Raw genomic sequence first — 21245 nt, forward strand, 5'->3', positions numbered from 1 at the left:
GGCCTATTACCTTATCACACATGGATATAGACATCAACCACCCGAACTACAGTTTAACCAAGCACATTCTGGATAATGACGAGGGAGAAACTTACGTGAATCCTTTACCCAGAGCTGTTATCCGTCCAAATTCTTTCTTACTGTTAGACGGAAGCTGGCGTTTCAGCCCTGACCCGGAAAACCTAGGTATTAAAGACCTTTGGTACATTAATCACGATTTTAAAAACGAGGCCAACTGGCCAGGCAGTGTAGAAACCCACCTTTCGAAATCTAATCCGAATGGTGAATACTGGAAAGACAAAATTGTTGTGTGGTATGAAAGGGAATTTCCGTTACCCAAACTATCTGATGATGCGAAGTGTCCACGTTCGCAGTTGCAGTTAACTTTTGGTGCCTGTGGCTACAAAACCAGGGTATGGCTAAATGGCATTCCCTTAAAAACAATTGAGGGCGAATGGGTACATGTAGGTAGTAACACCTCGTTTACTTATGAACTAGATGAGCAGGTATTGCAGGAAAACAACCGGCTTACCGTACGCATTGCGGCAACTATGGATGCGGACACCGCCAGAGGGAAACAAGAATCTTCGGTTTACAAAAGAGGGGGCATCTGGTATCAAACCTACAGTGGCGGTGTACGTAGCATCTGGCTGGAAACAGTTGAAAAAAACCGTCTCCGATCTCGGATTGGCGTAGTAAGTATGATTGAAGAGAACCTGGTCCGGTTTAATTTTACGACCCGTATTCATGACCCTGGCGATTACTTGATCAGGCTGAAAGTTTACCACCATAAGCAGGATCATCATACGCCGATAGCTACGGATGAATACCCTTTGAAACTTAAAAAGGGACAAAGGGAACAGCGACTGGTCATGGAAATTCCAAATGCTGAAAACTGGTCGCCAGCATCGCCACATTTATACCGCCTGGTGGCACAACTGGTCGACGAAAATGGGAATGCTTCAGAAATTGAGGCTAAATTCGGCATCAGAAAAATCGAAGCCCGCGGCCCTCACATTTACCTCAACAATGAACGCACCTACCTCAATGGTATTTTGTACCAACCGGGTGTGGCCAATTATGAAGAAATAAAAAGGCATATGCATGCCATGAAACGCCTGGGCTGCAATATGGTGCGAATACACATTGCTGGTGTAGACCCGAGGATTTACAACCTTGCCGACAAAATTGGCCTTTTATTATGGGTGGAGGTACCCAGTCCGCACCGGTCTACCGAAAAGAGTCGTAAAAACCACAAAAATGAACTATTAAAGATGCTGGCCCTGATGGGCACACACCCCTCCATCATGATCTGGAGTTTGTATAATGAAGATTGGGGCGCACAGGATGTTGCCTCTAATTTAAAAACAAGGCAATACATGATGGACATGTATCACTATATGAAACTGGCGCATCCGCAATTCTTGGTGGTGGATAACGATGGATGGCATCATTTATCCTACCGTGGTCGTTTAAAAACAGATCTGCTGACTGTACACCTCTATACCCCGGAATTGGATCGCTGGAAGCAGCTATTAAATCAGCTGATGCAGGGACAAATGGATGGCGTGGCCGCCTTCCCTATTGTAGTTGGTGACCCTTTCTTTTACCGCAAGCAGGCGCCATTACTTGTTTCAGAATGGGGCGGTTTTGGCTTCGCCGACTATGGCGGACCAAAAGACAATGAGGAACGCGCCAGTCAGATCAGGTTGTTCAAAAAAGAGCTACGAGACAGGTCATTTGCCGGCGATGTATATACACAGGCCACCAATATTGAAGAGGAGCGCAATGGCATTATCGACTTTGGCACCGGCGAACTTAAAGTGCCTGACGGCCTGTTCAATGCTGAAGATCAAACTAATTTGTAACCAGGTTTTCCAGGTTACGTTTTGGCGATTCTGTGTTTAATAAGGTTTTTACAAAAAAATCCCTTTTCTTACGCCTGCCGTAGGGGCCGCCATCACTATGCCCCATACCAGGAACACATAGAAAATCAAAATCCTTGTTGGCTTTTATCAAGGCATCGGCCAGGCGGAAGGTAGACTCAGGCGGTACGTTTTCATCAGCTTCCCCCACAATCAATAACAGGTTACCCTGTAGTTTGGCGGCATTGGTAATGTTGGATTGTTCGCCATAATGAGGGCCCACGGGATACCCCATCCACTGTTCATTCCACCATTGTTTATCGATCCTGTTATCATGGCAACCACATGCAGAAACTGCCGCTTTATAAAACTCCGGATGAAATAACAAGGCACCAGTAGAATTTTGTCCGCCCGCAGATGTTCCATAAACGCCTACCCTACTGATATCTGCCTGAGGGTATTTTTTAGCAAGGTCTTTCATCCATAAAATCCTGTCGGGAAAACCAGCATCAGCCAGGTTTTGCCAGCACACGTCATGAAAAGCTTTCGAGCGATTGGCTGTTCCCATCCCGTCAATTTGCACCACGATAAAACCCAGTTCGGCCATACTTTGCATTTCACTATAGGGCAGGAAGCTTTTTGGCACAAAGCTGTCTTGCGGACCAGCATATATATACTCGATAACCGGGTAAGTTTTATTGGGATCCATTTTTGAAGGTTGCCATACCACGCCCCAGATATCCGTTTGACCATCCCTAGCTTTAGACACAAATATTTCAGGCAGTTTTACGCCGGTTTCGAGGAATGCTTTCGTATTTCCTTCTTCCAGCACCGTTACCGCTTTACCGGTAGTTATCAATTTTAACAGGGTTACCGGGGCCACATTAACCTGCGAATAGGTATCGAGGTAGTACTTGCGGTCGGGAGAAAAAGAAAGCTGGTGGTTGCCAGGTTCAGGCGTTAAATCTACACGTTTTTTGCCGTCGAAACCGGTGCGGTAATAATGAATATGATAAGGATCCTCGGCCGCGTTGATGCCACTGGCCCTAAACCAAACTTCACGTTTGACCACATCAATACTATCCACGCCGCGAACCACCCAGTTGCCTTTAGTAATAGGCTGTTGTTTGCCGGTGATGGTGTTTACCAGGTATAAGTGGTTATAACCATCCTTTTCGCTACTCCAAATCATTTCATTTGTTTCCGGCAGGTATCGTGTGTAAATGCGATTTTCATAAATAAAGGTTTTGGTTTTTTCATCAATGATGTTTCTGGTTTTGCCCGTCTGCACATCCACCTCAATCACGCGGAAACGCTGGTGACCGCGGTCTACCATTTCGTAAGTGTAAAAGCGGTTATCTCCCTTGCGCCAGTTTAATTCCTGGGGACCGAAAAAGTCGATTACTTCTGTATCCACTTTAATTTGTTTGTGCTGAACCACATCAAACGCAAAAGGGGTGTAAGTGGTGAAATCATCACCAGGCTGTGCATATTCACGCGACTTCAACTCACCACGGGTGGTACCTTCTTCAGCACTCAGCACATAATGTACTTCCTTGATTTTTTTAGGGTCAATGCGGTAGCCAACCAAAGTTTTGCTGTCTGGCGACCAGCTAAATTCACCATAAGGTGTTTCCTTGTTGCCATCAGTAGAAAGCTGTTGCTCTTTACCTGTATCCAGATTTTTCACATAAACATTGCCGCCTTTTAGCAGCAATAATTTCTTTCCATCTGGCGATTTCGATACTTTAGGAATACCTTGCCAGCGAGAACGGTTACGTTGAAGAGGCCGGTTTGCATTGTAGCCATCAGTTAAGGTATCTGTGGTAGCAGTAGTTGTGTAATTTGATAAGTCTACCTTAAACCATTGCTCCTTAGTTTTTAAAGTTAAGTGGTCAGCTTCTTCATTAAAAAATAACTTGGTAAGTGCTAGTCTTCCGGGATCTACAGGTTTCCCCGTTTCTTTCTGCATTGCAGCCGCTAATCGCGCGGCATCAAATGCCTTTTTGCGACTACCATCTTTCACATTTACATAAATATATTCCCAGGTTTTATTAGCCAGGTTTCGCTTATACCAAAACGAATGTTTGTCTGCTTGCCATACCGGCAATACCTGATTGTTCAGTTCTACTTTACGCAATAAAGTATCCAGCTGATCGGCATCACGATAGACTATGGCCATTTGGGCGGCATCAGGTTTGTAGGCTGTTAATGCTTGTTGCGCTTGTACAGAAAGACTACCCAAAACAGAGGCCATCAGGATGATGCGGTTTAAAAAGGAAAATTGCTTCATACTTTTTTATTGAATTTTTCGATCAGGTAATAGACAGGGATGCCCATCAGGGTGATGATGAGGCCCGGCCAGGTGTAATTAGGTTTATAAATAATGAGTAAAACACAAAAAGCCATGCCCATGATAATGTAAATCAGGGGAAGAAAAGGATAACCAAAGGCTTTATAAGGGCGATTTGCGTCAGGACGTTTTTTACGGAGGATAAAGATGCCGGTGATGGTTAACATGTAAAACATGACCACTACAAAAGAAATCATATCGAGTAGATCGCCATAATGGCCACTTAAGCACCAAAAGCAGGCGAACACACATTGTATCCAAAGGCCAAAAGCAGGTACGGAGTTTTTGTTGAGGGTTCCTACTTTTTTGAAAAACAAACCGTCTTTAGCCATGGAATAATAAACACGGGCACCTGCCATGATTAAACCATTGTTACAGCCAAAGGTAGACACCATAATCATCAGGGCGATGATGACGGTACCCCAGCTTCCAAAGATCACATGCGATGCTGCAACTGCCACCCGGTCTTTATCGGCATAAGCCATATCATGCAATGATAACAAACCTGTATACATGATATTGGTTAACAGGTACAACACGGTAACCATAATGGTACCTAAGGCCAGACTTAATCCAATGTTGCGTTTAGGGTTTTGGATTTCACCGGCAATGAAGGTGACGTTATGCCAGGAGTCGCTGCTGAAAATAGAGCCAACCATGGCTGCTGCAATGGCACCAAAGGCCGCCATGGTGGTATAGCTGCCCACACTACCGTCTGTAGTAAGCGGCTGTAGCAGCCAGGCATTTTTCCAGTTTGCTGCCCAAACGTCTGTATCCAGGAAGATTAATCCAAACACCACCAGTCCAAAAAGGCTGAGCAATTTAGTCAGCGTAAAGGTAGTCTGTATCATTTTGCCGCTGTTAACGCCCCGGCTATTGATATAAGTAAGCAGTACAATGATGCCGATAGCCAGTAATTGTGCTGGCGACACCTGGAAAAACCCCAGGTCTATGGCCACCAGGTCTTCATTAAAAGCAGGAATAAGGTAGGCCGTAAATTTTGCAAAGGCCACACCTACCGCAGCAATAGTGGCCGTTTGGATCACGGTAAAAAAGCTCCATCCATATAAAAAACTAACCAGGGGGTTATAAGCCTCCTTTAAGTAAATGTATTGCCCGCCGGCTTTAGGAAACATAGCACTCAGTTCGCCATAACTCAGGGCAGCTGTGAGTGTCATAAATCCGGTGAGCAGCCAAACCACCATAAGCCAGCCCGAACTGCCTACATTGCGGGTAATATCAGCAGAGACGATAAATATCCCTGAGCCAATCATGCTGCCGGCCACGAGCATGGTGGCATCCATTAATTTTAAAGAAGGTTTAAATTGCGTGTTTTCGGCTTTCATTAGTTATTTAGGGCTAGACAGGTTGTAGAATTTCCATTGGGTAGTAAAATCTCTTGAAAGGGATTGTTTAGTGAGCGTAGCCCTGATCAGTTCTACCGGAATCAGGTTTTCTTTCATCACGGCATCATGGAATTGTGGGAAAGTCATTTGACCACTGTCTACCAGTTCTTTTCTTAAGGCATCCAATTGTAAACCCCCAATCATGTAAGCTACCTGGTAAAGGGGACTGTAGTTACCCTGGAAAGAACGCCTAACTTCACCTTCGGCATTAGCGCGTTCATGCCCTACCCGGTCGACCAGGAAATCAACACTTTGTTTTGGCGTCCATTTGCCCAAATGGTAATTCAGGGAAAACAAGATGCGTGCACAGCGGTGCATACGCCAGAACAACATACCAATTCTTTCTTCGGGAGTTTTGGCAAAACCTTTTTCATACAACAAAAGTTCCCAATAAAGTGGCCAGCCTTCAATGCTAAAAGGCGTGGTGAATGGTCGGCGATAGCTTTTATAGCGACTGTTCATGTAATATTGAAGGTGGTGGCCGGGCAGAAGCTCGTGCTGGACGGTACCCCTGGAGAAATAGGGGTTATTGCCCCGCATGCTCATCAGTTTATCTTCTGCTGTCATGGTATTTGTAGGGTAGGAAATGCTGATTTCCTTGCCCCCGGTGAAAAATGGATTCACCAGCTGGCGTTCCGGCGACATCATGACCATGCCCCAGGTTTCCTGTGCCAGCGATGGAATGTCCATCAATTTATTGGCTTTAATAAAATTGGTGGCATCATCCTGTAATTTGACAATCAATGCAGGTTGTTCGCCCAATGGAACATAAGCGTTTTTTACCTTTTCCTGTGCTTGTTTCCAGTCGGCACCAAAGCCCATTTCTTTTGACGCTTTCAGCAATTCGGCATCACAAAAAGCAAACTCCTTTTCCGCAATTTTGATGAGTTCTTCCGGACTATAAGGGATAAATTCTGCCTGCAGCTGTCGTTCCAGCGCTGCCTTTCCTATCGGCAAACCTTTGATGCCATAATTATTAGCTTCGCCAATGGCCTGTGGATCTTCTTTTGGTGATAATAGCTTTTCATATTGAGCTAAAGCAGTGTCTAAAGATTCAAAGGGTTTGGGCACCCACCAGGTAAAGTCAGGATCATAGCCATTGTAGAACACGTAAAAGCTATTTATCCGGGTTTTTAGTCCCGCTACGACTTGTTGCAGCAACCGCTTCTCGTTTTCCTTCAGGGTAGCTGCCTCTGTATTTTTAAGCGCTGCCTGAACACTTTTGGCCAGGCTGTTCATTTGGGCTGCCACCTCGCTCCCATTTAAAGGATCGCCACGTTGACGCTTTTTTTCTAAAAGATAGATATCTTTTGCAAATGGAAGGTGTTTATTGATGGTGGGTTCCTGGGATTCCTCTTCCCTTAAACCAAATAAACTAGCATTAATTTCTTTCTGGAGTAGCAGATAGTCGGTTTTACCGTAAACACTAAATGAATCAAAATCAAGAGACCTGAGTTGCTTTAAATAACTTTCGTTCACTTCAAGCAAACGTTTCCTTTGTTCTGGTGAGTGATACACCTGGGCATTGCGTTGGTACATGCTCCCGGGGTAGGTGACATATGGCGCATAAAAATCTTCAATGGCAGAGATGTCGCTTTGGTAAGTAGCCATGGTAGTGCCCATTTCACTGGTTTGTTCATATAAACTTGCCGGAATTGTTTGTTGAGCACTAACAAAAACAGGCCATAGCAGGAAGTATGAAAAACAGAGCAGACCTATGACAGCCCTGCTGCTTTTCAGCGCATTTTTTATATACATTTTTCAAGAATTAAGACAGGAAAACCTGTCGTTTTACAGGTCAGTACAATTAGGCAGACAGGCGGTTTACCTTACTCACATTGTTATAGGCATCGACATAAGCCCTTGGCGACTGGCCAATAATGTTTTTGAACACACGGTTAAAATTAGTAATACTATTGAAACCTGCTTTATAAGCAACCCCGGATATACAATCTGTTTTTTTACCGGCAATCAGACTTTTGCAAGCATCATTGATTCTCACCTCATTAAGGAAAGATACGAAGGTATGGCCTGTATGCTTTTTGAAATACCTGCAGAACGCCTGTGGTGTCATGTAAGCTGCATTAGCAATATCTTCCAGCGCAATCTGGTTATTATAATTACGCATGATGTAGTTAATGATGTTACTCAACCTTATTCCTTCTGTTTCTGAGAGATCAGAAGAATACAGTTGTGAACAAAGTGGTATCACCTGATCTTTGATGCTATGCAAACTATTTAACAGGTTAATCAGGTTAAATAGCACATCGGTACCTGTAGCTTCATGCACCTGTATAACCTTCGCAATGACCTGGTCGGTATAGGCGGAAGGGATTTTGAATCCATGTTTATTGTTCTTCAGAAAGGCACTGATCATGCTCATTTCCGGCAGGTTAAATAATCCGCCCAAAACGCCTGAAGGATTGAAATACAAAGAGCAGGCCTCGATATTTTTATCCTCATCGGTAAAGTATTCAGGGTTAGATTTAAATAAATGCGGAAGGTTGGCGCCAATCAGAAACAGGTCGCCAGACCGAAAAGAATGCATGTTGTTGCCAGCGATCAGGGTACCCTCGCCTTTTTTTACCCAGGTAAGCTGCCATTCATCATGGCGATGAAGGTATTGGTAGAAAAAAGGCAAGTTTACATGTTCGGTTATCACACTCTTATCATCCGGTACGAGCATGGTAAATGGAAGTACTTTCATGGTTGGTTGGTTTAGGTTATTGAGTGTTAATATACAAATATTAACACTCAATAATTAAAGGGTGCATACAACCGGTTAATATCCGGTTATACTTGGCTAAAATACGTCACTTTGACGTTTAATACAACCAGTCCTGATTTTCTAAACACTTTTACCATATTAATAGCCTGGGTTTTGCTTTAAATTAGGGTTTTTGGCAATCTCATCCTGTGGAATCGGGAATAAAGAACGGGTTGGTGACTGCGGTGAATGATTGAACCATTTTTTGGTAGAAAACACGCCAAAACGGATCAGATCTTGCCTGCGGTGTGCTTCGGCAGCAAACTCCCATCCCAGTTCATCAAGAAAACGTCCAAATTGAATATCTGCGCCACCATTTACGGCATCAATAGTACCATCAGGGCGTTGCAAACCATATTGATAGGTACTGCCTTTCAATAGGTCGGCACCAGTAACTGTAGCTTTTGCGGGATTACCTTTAAATGCACGCTGTCTCACCTGGGTTACCAGGGCAGCGGCACCATCGGCATCACCAGTTCTGAGTAAAGCTTCAGCTTTCATCATGAGCACATCACCATAACGTAAAAATGGAAAGTCATTATCCAGGTCGCCAGTTGCATTGGGTTTAATCACAAACTTCCCGATGCGATAACCATGGTTTCCGGCGGCTACAATACCATCCAGACCACCCATTCCTGGCACAAAATTAACGTAATTGATGGCCACCTGACCCGTTTGCGGGTTAACTTGCGGACCCTGAATCCAGGTATCTTTCAAGCGACTATCGGCTGTGTCATAGGTATTAATGAACTGCGGTACCGCACAATTTCCACCCCAGGGCTGGGCCGTCATCCGGAATACCGGCTGGCTTAATGGATCCAGTGTTTTTAGGTGGATCTGGTTACCTTTACCATAAATCTCATCATAAGGTATCGCAAAGATGATCTCCGAAGAACTTTGGTTTGTGTAAGTAAACACATCTAAATAATTATTGTCTAAACGGTACTTACCACTGGCAATGATATCATTGGTTTCCTGGATACATTTAGCATATTCAGGCGTACCTACATACACACCTGAGTTCAGGTAAATTTTGGCAAGCAAAGCCTTTGCACCCCATTTATTCATCCTGCCGTAAGTGGTGGAAGCGTCTTCGCTCAACATCGGTAAAACTTCATTGAGTTCCTTCAACACAAAGTCGTACACCTCTTTCCGGGTGTTTTGTTGGGGCAAGGTGGTATCCTTAAAGTCCACTACAATGGGCACATTGCCATGGTTGTCCAGCAAAAGGTAATAAGCCAATGCCCTGATGGCCCTGAGCTCTGCGGTGGCGGCATCATTAATGTCACCCAATTTCAAGGTACCTTCTTCTAATTGCGACAATACGGTATTTACTTTGGTAATCGCAGAGTACGCATTTTGCCAGGTATTATAAGGCTGCCATTCCTGTGTAGTCCAGGCGTGCTGGTGCATACGTCGGTAAGTACCGGCATCGTCCCATCCATTTGGACGCACCGGCGTAATGATGGCATCGGCGGCCTCTTCCTGTAAGTCGAAATAGCCTTGCCAGCCACACATCACCGTACGTAGGGAAGCATAAGCTGGCGCCAGGATGGCTGGCAAATCTTTCTCTGTAGGTTGAAATTGCGAAGGCAGTACCTCCGAATAAACCTCTTCATCCAGCTTAGTACAGGAGCTTATGGCGCCTCCGCAACTAATGGCTGCAACAAGTATATATTTTACGAAATTCGTTTTCATGATTTATAATTTAGACTAAAATGAAACATTAAGGCCGGCAGTGAATGTGCGTGTTGTTGGATAAGCGTCGCGGTTTTCAATGCCCGGTGCAAAGGTGAAATCGCCTGTGTAACTTACCGCTTCCGGATCCAGGCCTTTGTATTTGGTAATAGTAATCAGGTTTAATCCAGAAACATATATCCGCAGGTTTTTAACCCCTTTTATCAGCCTGTCGCCAAAAGTATAACCCAACGTAATGTTATCTATTTTAACGTAATCGCCTTTTTCAATGTAATCACTTACATACACGAGGTCGTTATTTAATACCTGTCCATATTTAGGATCATAAGCTGTAGCCAATGCATTGTAGGCCTTATTTACTGGGTTTTCATAATACATTCGCTGCATGTTTAGCACATCGTGCCCAAAAGCACCACGCACGTTTACAGATAAGTCGAAGTTTTTAAAATTAAAGGAGTTGTTCCAGCCAAGGAGGTATTTAGGAATACCATTGCCGTAATATTGGCGGTCGTCTGGTGAGGAATCAGAAATAGAGATGACCTCTCCGTCTTTATTTTCTACCAGCCATTTGCCATTTTCGTCTACACCAACACTTTTCAAAACAAAGTACTGACCAATCGGTCCACCCACATTTACCCGGTGGGTAGATGTTTGTATCGGCTCACCTGTATAACCGGCATCAAAGAAATCGGCCGTCACGTCAAATTTATCATTAGATAAGTTAACCAGTTTATTCTTATTGGTCGAATAGGTCACATTAGAATTCCATTTAAAAGCTTCGCTATCAACAACTTTGAAATTAACCAAAGCTTCAAAACCTGAATTTTCCATGGTACCTGCATTGATCAGCATGCTTTCAATTAAGTATGGTGGTACAGGTACACGGAAGTTATAAATCAAATCTTCTACCGTTCTGGTGTAATAATCTAATGATCCTGTGATTCTGCTACCTAATAAACCAAAGTCTACACCCACGTTATATTCTTTCTTCTTCTCCCAACGCAAGTCTGGATTGAAGTTCCTGGCCGGTACAAACCCCTGCACCCATTTACCATTGATAAAAGCACCCTGGTTATAGGTGAAATTATAACTGGTTTGCGACATATAAGGATCATTGGCAATGGTACCGGTAACGCCGTAACCAGCCCTGATTTTTAAGTCAGACACCAAAGTTACATCCTGCATGAAATCTTCTTTAGTTACACGCCATCCTACAGAGGCCGCTGGGAAAGAACCCCATTGGTAGTTCTCTCCAAATTTGGAAGACCCCTCTCTTCTGATACTGGCCATGAACAAGTATTTCTCATCCCAATTATAGGTTAAGCGACTGAAGAAACCTGCCAGTTGCCATTTACTTTTATAACTGCTCATTGTTGCCAACCCACGTTGTAACGCAGATCCGGCTTCTAATTTATTCCAGGTATAGGCATCGGTAGGAAAATCAAAATTATAAGCATTAAAGCTTTCATAAACGGCATCTTGCCAGCTATAACCACCTAAAACGCTGAAGTTATGTTTACCAATAGTTTTATTGTAGTTACCGGTAAATTCTACCAGGTTTTCTACATTGGCGTAGGTAGAGCGGGAGGCCGTTCCATTTAATTGAGCCTTAGTGGTATTAACGTGGTTAAAAGTAGTGCTGTTACCATATAAATTAGTGTTTTGAACATTAGAGGCCATTAATTTTAAGCTTAAGTCTTTAATTGGCCTGTAATCAAGGCTACCATTAACGCGCATTTCCTTAAAGGTGTTGTCGTTAGTAGCCTCATTTATTCTTGATAAGGGATTGTCGTAATTATAAGCTTCTCTTTCCTGCCATTTACCATCTTCATTGAAAATGTTATCTGTTGGATTTCTGATAATGGCCTGGCGGTAAGCGTAACCATCAGCACCACCTTGTTTAGCGGTGGTGGTCCGGTTAATTACCTGAATATTAGTTTTCAGCTTATCATTAAACATCGCATGGTTTAAGGAGGCCCGTATGTTCAGGCGTTTCTGACCTGTACGGATAAAAATACCCTCCCAATCACGATAGTTAATTGAGCCCGTAAAGTTGGTGGTATTGTTACCTCCGAAGATCGTTACATTGTGGTTTTGACTCACCGGATTTTGCAGAATCTCATCCAGCCAGTTGGTGTCGCCACCATAGTCGATATACTGCTTACCCTCACCAATTAAGCGACGGTAATCGGCCGCCGTTAACATATTCGGCTTCCTGGCAATCTGCTGTACATTTACATAGTTGGCATATTCGATGGTGGCTTTAGAATCAGACCTGTTTTGGCGAGTAGTAATTAAAATTACCCCTCCGGTGGCGCGGGTACCATAAATAGCGGCCGCAGAACCATCTTTCAGCACGTCGATCGACTCAATATCTTCAGGTGAAACCGTATTCAGGCTTCCCGGAACCCCGTCGATCAGGATTAAAGGTTCAGAGGTTCCACTGATGGAATTTAAGCCACGAAGGTTGATTTGCGTACTTGCGGTAGGATCGCCTGATGGGGTAGTGATCCTTAAACCCGCTACCTTACCCTGCACCAGTTGCGCCGCATCACGCACTGCGCCTTTGGTAAAATCTTCGGCCTTTACTGTCGCAATGGCACTGGTTACCTCACCCCTTTTCTGGGTACCGTAACCTACCACCACCACTTCGTTCAAACCGCGACTTTCGGCATCCAGTTTCATGTCTACGTTTGTCCTTCCTCCCAACGCTATCTCTTGTGCAACATAACCAATATAGCTGAATATGAGCTGTGCATTGGCATTATTAACCCGCAGGGTATAGTTACCATTCTGATCCGTACTAGCGGCATTTGTTGTTCCTTTTTCCTTAACAGATACCCCGATTAATGTGGTACCATCTTTGGCATCGGCCACATTTCCTTTGATCAAAAGGGCATCCTGAGCAAAGAGCTGACAGGGTAAAAAGAACAGCAAGAGAAGCCAGGTTCTTTTGCATAGGTAACGATAAGGTTCGGTTTTTGTTTTCATGTTCATCTTGTTTGGTTCAACTAATCAAATGACTAGTAGTCTACAAGTTATGACCAAAAACACAAATTCAGTTTTCGTATATTATCAGGTATTACCCGGTTTTTACCCTATTATCTGGAAGGGGCAAATGGATAGATATCGATTGTTGTTTTTTGTTCTGAAATGAGCTGACTTACTAATGATCCGGTTGCAGGACCAAGGCTCATGCCCATCATTCCATGTCCGGTAGCCACCACCAGGTTATCTCTTTTTGTACTTCTTCCAATATAAGGTAAGCCATCAGCAGAAGAAGGACGGAAACCATACCAAATATCCTTTTCGGCCGGTAGCGCAGGGTGCAAATTGGGTAAGTACCGCGGTACAGATTCTACGATTCCCCTTACCCTTTGCATGTTAATCCGGGTATTAATTTTATCAAGCTCCATGGTACCGCTATACCTGATTCCCCCATCCATAGGCGTAATGGCTACCCGGGCTTCGCAAAGTAAAGCCGGAATCGTCATGCGTTGCTGCGGTTCCGGTTCCATAAATGAATAACCTTTTCCTGGCATCAGACAGATTTTGATATTCATCATTTTTGCTATGGCTGGCGACCAGGAGCCTGTGGCGAGCACATACTGGTCGGCTTCCCACACCTTTTTGCCGGTAAAAACTCTTGTGATCTTTGATCCTGCGGTTTCTATTTGCGTGACTTCCTGTTGGCGGGCGATGGTGACACCTGCTTTTTCCAGAAAACGTAATAAGGCATTCATCACTTTAGGCGGACTCATGTGTGCATCGTCACGGAAATGTGCTGCACCAAGAATATCCAGGTTAAGGTTTGGCTGCAGTTTTTTACAATCCTCCGAGGTTAATATGGCCATATTCATTCCCAATTCTTGGGCACGTTTTACGATATGTGCTTCTTCTTCAGCAGCCCGTTCGGTTTTAAACATAGAAAGTATACCATTACTTTGCAATTCGAAATCAAAACCAGGTTCTTTGGCCAGGTCGATATAAAGTTGCTTGCTTAACAGGTTAAGTTCCATTAATGGAATTGCAGAACGGGAAACATGACCTGCATTGGCATGTTTCAAAAATTTCAGTCCCCAATTAACCAACTCCGGATGCAGGGATGGCCGCACGTAAAATGGACTTTTCCGGTTAAACATCCAACGGACGCCTTGCTGCACCATGCCCGGTGCGGCAAGCGGTATAAAATGACTCGGAACAATCATGCCGGCATTTCCGAAAGAACAGTTGTCGGTAATGTCGCCTTTATCAAGAACAGTCACCGTATGCCCAGATTTATGAAGGTAATAGGCAGAACTTAGTCCTACGATGCCGCCGCCTATGATGAGTATATTTGCCATATTAATTATATTGAGATGAGCGACAGGATTAAATCACAAGAAAACCATGCGCATAAGGGTCATCATCATCGATTTTTATCGTGTTATACCCATAAACTTTTGCCCAGCCTTCTACACTTGGAATGATTGCCTCCTGGCCATTCAACTGGATTACATCTTCCACCTTGCCGGTAAACTTGCTCCCAATAATACTTTCGTGGATGAAAACATCACCTTTTTGCAATTTACCCTTTGCATGCCACTGCGCCATCCTGGCGGAAGTACCTGTGCCGCAAGGCGATCGGTCGATGGCTTTATCACCATAAAAAACAGCATTACGTGCCGTAGACGTTGGATCAAGGGTGGCGCCAGCCCATAAAATGTGGCTACAGCCGTTGATGGTCGGATCGAGCGGATGTACAAAAGTATGGGCTTCATTAATTCTTTTACGGATCACCTGGCTCCAGGCAATTAATTGCGAAGCCGTGAAATTTTCTATACCCTGAAAATTCTCCTGAGGATCAATAATTGCATAAAAATTACCACCATAAGCTACATCAAAAGTTAAGGTACCTAAATCAGGGCAATCTACGACTAAGTTTGCCGCAGCCAGGTATGCCGGCACATTCTGCAGTTTTACCGAGGTAACTTTATTCCCTGTTTGCTGATATTCAATCTTTACTAAACCTGCTGGCGCTTCCATGCGGATGATGCCTGGTGTTTTAGGAATGATAAGTCCTTCTTCAATAGCAATGGTAATGGTGCCGATGGTACCATGGCCACACATGGGCAAACAGCCGCTGGTCTCAATAAATAAAACTGCTACATCATTCTCTGGATCGTGAGGCGGATAAAGGATACTGCCCGACATCATATCATGACCGCGTGGTTCAAACATTAGCCCGGTGCGGATCCAGTCGTATTCTCTTAAAAAATGTTGTCTTTTCTCGCTCATATTGGCCCCATGAAGCACAGGACCCCCACCTGCAACCAGTCTTACTGGATTTCCGCAGGTATGTGCATCTACGCAAAAGAAGGATTTGGTCATTGTTTGATCCAGTTGAGGTCTATAAGTCTAAAAATACCTAAAGGATTATTTGCTTTCAGCGCATCAGGAAGCAGGTCATCATCCCAATCCTGCCAGGCAACCGGCCTCACAAAACGGTAAACAGCCGTAGAGCCAACAGAAGTAAAACGACTGTCGTTGGTAGCTGGGTATGGTCCCCCATGTTGCATGGCCGCACTCACCTCCACCCCCGTAGGTACACCATTTAAAATGATGCGCCCCGTTTTATCGGTCAGCGTACTGATCAATTCCGGATAGGCTTGCAACTCCCCTTTTTCAGCCATAACCGTTGCCGTAAGCTGGCCTTCCAAGGCGGCAACAAGTGCCGTTAATTCAGCATGATCTTCTGCCACAACTAATAAAGAATAAGGACCAAAGACCTCTTCATGTAGTTGTTTATTACTCAAGAATACTGTTGCGCTAACGGAAGCCATGCGCGCTACCGACTGGCTTTTCAATTCTGTATTAACTAAAGGTGATTCGGCAATTAAGGTAACACCGTTGGCGCTGAGCACAGCTTTAGACAAAGCCCCGTAATTTTCACAAATGCCAGGCGTAAGCATGGTTGCTGATGGCGTTTCTTTGATCGCCGCAGCCAGAGCTTCCTTAAATGTATCCAGAGCGGGTGACTTTATGGCCAGCAGGAGGCCAGGGTTAGTACAAAACTGTCCGGCACCCAAGGCAATAGACGCTGCACATTGCGATGCCAGGACTTGCGCCCTGTTGTTTAAAGCTTCCGGCAATAATACAATAGGATTTATGCTTCCCATTTCAACAAATACCGGTATAGGATGTACGCGTTGCTGTGCCAGCTGTATTAAGGCATTGCCTCCTTTAAACGACCCTGTAAAAGCCACAGCTTTTGTTTTCGGGTGTTTAACCAGGTAGGCACCAATGTCGTGACCTTCATCGTACAACAATGAAAATAAGCCTGTAGGAACGCCTGTTTTTTCTATGGCTTTTAATATAGCGCCACCTACCAGGGCGCTGGTACCCAAATGTGCAGGATGTACTTTTACCACCACAGGACAACCTGCTGCAAATGCAGAAGCGGTGTCGCCACCTGCAACTGAAAAAGCCAATGGGAAATTACTAGCCCCGAATACGACTACTGGTCCTAATGGGACCAGCATCCGGCGGATATCAGCTCTTGGCAGTGGTTTGCGGTCGGGCAAGGCTACATCTATGATGGCATTTACCCAGGAACCTTCTTCCACCAGGTTAGCAAACATACGCAATTGACCAGTGGTGCGGCCCATTTCGCCCTGCAAACGACCTACAGGGAGGCCGCTCTCCTCGGCGGCCCTGCAGATCAATGTATCCCCTAACCAAGAGATTTCGTCGGCTATTGCCCTTAAAAAGGCAGCCTTTATGTCTTTATCAATATTTTTATACTCTTGAAAGGCTTGTTCAGCGCCCTTCATGGCATCGTCTGCATCCTGCAGGCTAGCGCTATGAAATTCTCCAGCCAGGGCTTTTCCCGTTGCTGGATTGATTGCCGGAAAGCCAGGACCCGAAGGATCTCTAAAGGCCGAACAAATTATGTTTCTATACGCCATATGATCTTTATTTATATACCCCAACTGCCTTCAGGTAAGGCTGGTCGGCTGGCCAGGGCATCGTTTAGAATTTTCATTACACGTTCACGCTCTTCGCCATGGATAGCCAAACGTGGCGCACGCACGGCCTCTGTGCCAATGCCAGTGGCTACTTCGGCCAGTTTAATGTACTGCACCAGTTTAGGCATAATATCCAGTTCTAATACTGGTAAGAACCAACGGTATATAGTTAAAGCTTCTGCAATTCTGTTTTGTTTCACTAACCTGAAAATAGCCACGGTTTCTTTAGGGAAAGCATCAACTAAACCAGCCACCCAGCCGTCTGCTCCCATGACCAGGCATTCCATCGCAATAGGATCTACACCCGTAAAGATTTTAAAGCGGTCGCCAAAACGGTTGATCATTCTGGTAATATTAGAGATGTCGCGGGTAGACTCTTTTACCGCCTGAATATTACTGTATTTAGCCAGGTAATCGAACATCTCCAGGGTTACTTCAATTTTATAATCAACCGGGTTATTATAAATCATAATCGGTAGGTCTGTACTTTCTGCTACTGCAGCGAAAAAGGCCAAGGTTTCTTCCACATCTGCATAATAACGCAGGGGTGGTAATAACATTAACCCATCAGCACCTAAAGCCTGTGCTTTAGTCGCTGCTTCCACCGCTTTCTTCGTTGTCGATTCACCAATATTTAACAATACAGGTACCCGGCCATTGACCTCTTTGAGGGTGTGCGACAATAAACTGAATTTCTCATCATCAGTTAATACACTGGCCTCTCCAAGGGAACCACATAATATAATCCCATCCACACCAGCTTCCAGCTGTGCTTCAAGGTTAAGATTAAACGCATTAAAGTCAAGTTCGTCATTAGCCGTAAACTTGGTTGTTACAGCAGGAAATACACCAGTCCAATTGATACTCATGTTGTTTTTAGTTTTTATCTGTTTAAATAATGTCGCCTTTATTAGTCGATTGTGCTATGCCAAAGTTAAAGCGGTAGCCTAGCAAACTATAACCTGATATTAACCAATATAAACAGTAAATACACCTAATGATAAGCTACGCTCAGCTTCATAAAGAACCTAAGCCTAAAATTATTTCGTTTTAACAACCTTGATATAATACATTTTCTCCAAACCATCTGTTGTTACCAATACATCTTGTTTGCTTTTTAATTTTAGCGCTTGCCATTTTGCGGTTGGAACCAGGCGTAAACTACTTATTCCTTCTTTTTTTAAGACCAGCGGCAGGTTAAAACCATCGAAGGCACCAACCCATCGGTAATTCAAATTGCCCTTGTTAACATAAAACTCCAACGTCGGAATATTGGTGGTACGCAGGTATTGATCAAAGACTTTTGCATAGTCATATCCGGCCTTTTTTGAAATATAAGCTTCTACTTGTGCCGAAGTAACGATCTGGTGATAAAATGCCTTATTCAAACCCCTCAGGATAGATCGAAAAAGGTTGTCGTTGTTCATGCTGTGACGGATACTGTGCAATAAATTACCACCTTTGGGATACATATCTCCACTTCCCATCGCATTAACTCCATAGTTGGCGATAATCGGTTTATCATTACGTATGCCCTTTCGGATACCATAATTATATTCATTACCTGCCTGTTCTCCGAAATGGTAATCTGTAAAAAGCGTTTCACTGTAATTGGTAAAACCTTCATGCACCCACATATCGGCAAGGTCATTGGTGGTCAGGTTATTGCCAAACCACTCATGACCGCTTTCATGGATGATAATAAAGTCCCATTTTAAACCCCATCCAGCACCGGAAGGGTCTCTGCCCATATAGCCAAATTTGTATTGATTGCCATAGGAAACTGCCGACTGGTGTTCCATGCCAGTATGGGAAGCATCAATTAATTGATAACCATCTTCATAAAATGGATAGGGACCAAACCAATGTTCTAATGCTTTAAACATCTTATGCACCTGGTCTGGCATATAGGTCTTGGCTTTCGCCTCATTATAATCTAACACCCAGTAATTCACATCCAGTGGACCTTTTTCGCCGGCATAACTTTCTTTGAAATTCACATACTTACCGATGTATGGGATAATACAGTAATTGCTGATCGGATTGACCACATTATATTTGTAAGTGGTAGTTCCGTCCTGGTTATTCTTTTTAAATATTAATTGGCCATTACCCACTGCCACGAGGCTGTCGGGAACGGTCATTGTAAGCGAGGCACCTTTGTCCGGCTCATCACTCTGGTGGTCTTTATTGGGGTACCATACCGAAGCCCCCAAACCCTGGCAGGCTACCGTCATCCAGGGGCGTCCCTCGGCATCTTTTGCAAAGATAAAACCCCCATCCCAGGGTGGGCGAACGGCTTCATGTACCTTTCCATGGTAATAGATATGTACACTATGTTCTTGTTTTAATTCCTGTGGAGGCACTGTAACGTACCATACACTTCCTTCTTTTCCTTCTTTGGCAAACTGTAAAGCCTGCCCATCATCATAGATCACACTATCAATCACCAGTGGATCCATCATGTCGATTTGCATCCTTGTCTGTCCATCATTACGCTTCACAACCTTGTAGACAATTTTATTCGAACCTTGTATGGTTTTGCTGTTGTAGTCAGGTTTTAAGCCTATTTCATAGCGCTGCACATCCCACCAGGTGCGTTCAGGTAAGAGACTACCCCGTAAGGTATCAGCACGGCTGAAAGTTTTTGCAGGTTTTAGCGCTTCCTGTGCAGAAAGTGTAGATAAGCTTAAAGGAAAAAGGGACATGCAAAGCAGTCCCAGTTTTAATGTTTTATTCATCTGTATCATTTTAAAAAGCTTCTGCCCTGATTGCTTCAATTTCTGCTGTGGTCATGGCGAGTGGTTTGCCTAACATTTCATGACCAGTACTGGTGATTAAAAAGTCGTCTTCTACCCTAATACCCGTGAAATCACGGAAACCTTGCAGCTTGTCGTAATTGATGTATTCACTAAACTTATTCGATGCACCCCACTGATCCATTAAATCGGGAATAAAGTAGAGACCAGGTTCTACAGTAAGCACATACCCAGGTTGCAGCTGTTTACCCAAACGCAAAGACTTCAGGCCAAACTGTGATGTGTTTTTAGTCAGCGTATCAGTATAACCCACATATGCCTCACCCAAGTCCTCCATGTCGTGAACATCAAGCCCCATCATATGACCGGTGCCACATTGAAAAAACATCGCATGCGCACCCTGTTCAACCGCATCATCAATATTTCCTTTCATTAACCCCATGTCTTTTAAACCTGTTGCCAGGGTTTTGCAAGCCTTCAAGTGCACGTCGAGGTAACGCACCTCCGGACTCAGCAGGTTCACTGCCTGCTGGTAAGCCTCCAGCACAATGTCATAGGCATCTTTTTGCTCAGCAGTAAATTTCTTGCTTACCGGAAAGGTACGAGTCAGGTCGCCCGCATAGCCAAATGCCGTTTCTACACCCGAATCATTGAGGACCAATTGCCCTTCCTTTAAGGTGTTTCCGTAATAATGGTTATGTAGAATCTCGCCCCTGGTGGTTACAATGGCCGGATAGGCTAACTGACCGCCACTGGCCACTGCCGCCTGCTGGATAGCTGCAACCAAATCCCGTTCGGTTTGCCCTGGTTTGGCCATTTGCATGACCATCAGATGAATGTCGGCAGAAATTGATGCCGCCAGGTGATGCTCCTGAATTTCTTCTGCTGCTTTAATAGAACGTTGTGCTATTACGGCTTTAGTGAAGGCCAAACTTGCAGCTTCAGCCAGCTCAGCTACTGGCAAATGAAGCACCTTTGCCAGGCGTATTTTATTCTCGCCGCGGTATGGTGGCAGAAAGTGCACCAATCTATTTTGCGCCAGGGCATTCTCCAGGTAGGTTTCCAAAGCTGTTGAAGCCTGTATATACTCCACCCCACTGGCGGTACATTTCTCTTTCAATGTTTCCTGTCTGCCCATCCATACGATGTCATCCAGGCTCATCTCCTCACCAAAAACTATTGTTTTATCTTCATCCAGGTCAATTAGGGCTGCTAAATGCGGTTCATTAATACCGAAATAATACAGGAAAGTACTGTCCTGTCTGAAATGATAGGCATTATCTTTAAAGTTCATCGGGCTTTCTTCATTGCCCATGAACAATAAAATTCCTGACCCTAATGTGGAGGCCAATTGCTTGCGCCTGTTGATGTAAATTTCTTTAGTAAACAT

13 protein-coding genes are annotated in these 21245 nt (G+C 44.3%); 1 reads left to right on the forward strand and 12 read right to left on the reverse strand.

The genetic code is table 11. The annotated features are described in order from the left end of the window. The first annotated feature begins 20 nt into the window (after positions 1 to 20). A complete protein-coding gene (locus tag IWX76_RS04895; protein ID WP_196858743.1) occupies positions 21 to 1868 on the forward strand; it encodes a glycoside hydrolase family 2 protein in 1848 nt (615 codons plus the stop codon). Here IWX76_RS04895 and IWX76_RS04900 read toward each other — a convergent pair. From IWX76_RS04900 to IWX76_RS04955, 12 genes are all read right to left on the reverse strand, one after another. Next, complete coding sequence (locus tag IWX76_RS04900; RefSeq protein WP_334641238.1) at positions 1858 to 4158, reverse strand: S9 family peptidase; 2301 nt, start codon at positions 4156 to 4158, stop codon at positions 1858 to 1860. The genes IWX76_RS04895 and IWX76_RS04900 overlap by 11 nt on opposite strands. Continuing rightward, positions 4155 to 5564, reverse strand: a complete 1410-nt coding sequence (locus IWX76_RS04905; RefSeq protein WP_196858744.1) for an APC family permease — start codon at positions 5562 to 5564, stop codon at positions 4155 to 4157. Before IWX76_RS04905 ends, IWX76_RS04900 begins: the two co-directional genes overlap by 4 nt. Positions 5565 to 5567: 3 nt before the next feature. Then, complete coding sequence (locus tag IWX76_RS04910; protein ID WP_196858745.1) at positions 5568 to 7382, reverse strand: DUF885 family protein; 1815 nt, start codon at positions 7380 to 7382, stop codon at positions 5568 to 5570. Positions 7383 to 7431: 49 nt separating this feature from the next. Beyond that, positions 7432 to 8331 (reverse strand): AraC family transcriptional regulator, encoded by a 900-nt coding sequence (locus tag IWX76_RS04915; protein ID WP_196858746.1) that lies wholly within the window; start codon positions 8329 to 8331, stop codon positions 7432 to 7434. Between the two features lie 159 nt (positions 8332 to 8490). Beyond that, positions 8491 to 10089, reverse strand: a complete 1599-nt coding sequence (locus IWX76_RS04920) for a RagB/SusD family nutrient uptake outer membrane protein (RefSeq protein WP_334641239.1) — start codon at positions 10087 to 10089, stop codon at positions 8491 to 8493. A gap of 15 nt (positions 10090 to 10104) precedes the next feature. Further along, positions 10105 to 13080: a SusC/RagA family TonB-linked outer membrane protein gene (locus IWX76_RS04925; protein ID WP_196858747.1), complete on the reverse strand. Its 2976-nt coding sequence runs from the start codon at positions 13078 to 13080 to the stop codon at positions 10105 to 10107. Positions 13081 to 13190: 110 nt separating this feature from the next. After that, on the reverse strand, positions 13191 to 14432 hold the full coding sequence (locus IWX76_RS04930; RefSeq protein ID WP_196858748.1) for an NAD(P)/FAD-dependent oxidoreductase: 1242 nt from the start codon (positions 14430 to 14432) through the stop codon (positions 13191 to 13193). Between the two features lie 28 nt (positions 14433 to 14460). Further along, on the reverse strand, positions 14461 to 15459 hold the full coding sequence (locus tag IWX76_RS04935) for a 4-hydroxyproline epimerase (protein WP_196858749.1): 999 nt from the start codon (positions 15457 to 15459) through the stop codon (positions 14461 to 14463). Continuing rightward, positions 15456 to 17036, reverse strand: coding sequence for an aldehyde dehydrogenase (NADP(+)) (locus IWX76_RS04940; RefSeq protein ID WP_196858750.1), 1581 nt, complete (start codon positions 17034 to 17036; stop codon positions 15456 to 15458). Before IWX76_RS04940 ends, IWX76_RS04935 begins: the two co-directional genes overlap by 4 nt. Positions 17037 to 17047: 11 nt before the next feature. Continuing rightward, the gene (locus IWX76_RS04945) at positions 17048 to 17965 is read right to left on the reverse strand and encodes a dihydrodipicolinate synthase family protein (protein ID WP_196858751.1); all 918 of its coding nucleotides are present in this window, start codon (positions 17963 to 17965) and stop codon (positions 17048 to 17050) included. Positions 17966 to 18136: 171 nt separating this feature from the next. Then, the gene (locus tag IWX76_RS04950; RefSeq protein ID WP_196858752.1) at positions 18137 to 19837 is read right to left on the reverse strand and encodes a M1 family metallopeptidase; all 1701 of its coding nucleotides are present in this window, start codon (positions 19835 to 19837) and stop codon (positions 18137 to 18139) included. 10 nt (positions 19838 to 19847) lie between these two features. Then, entirely contained in the window at positions 19848 to 21245 is a 1398-nt protein-coding gene (locus IWX76_RS04955; protein ID WP_196858753.1) for an aminopeptidase P family protein, read from the reverse strand.

The organism is Pedobacter sp. CAN_A7, assembly GCF_015752175.1.
Classification (GTDB): Bacteria; Bacteroidota; Bacteroidia; order Sphingobacteriales; family Sphingobacteriaceae; genus Pedobacter.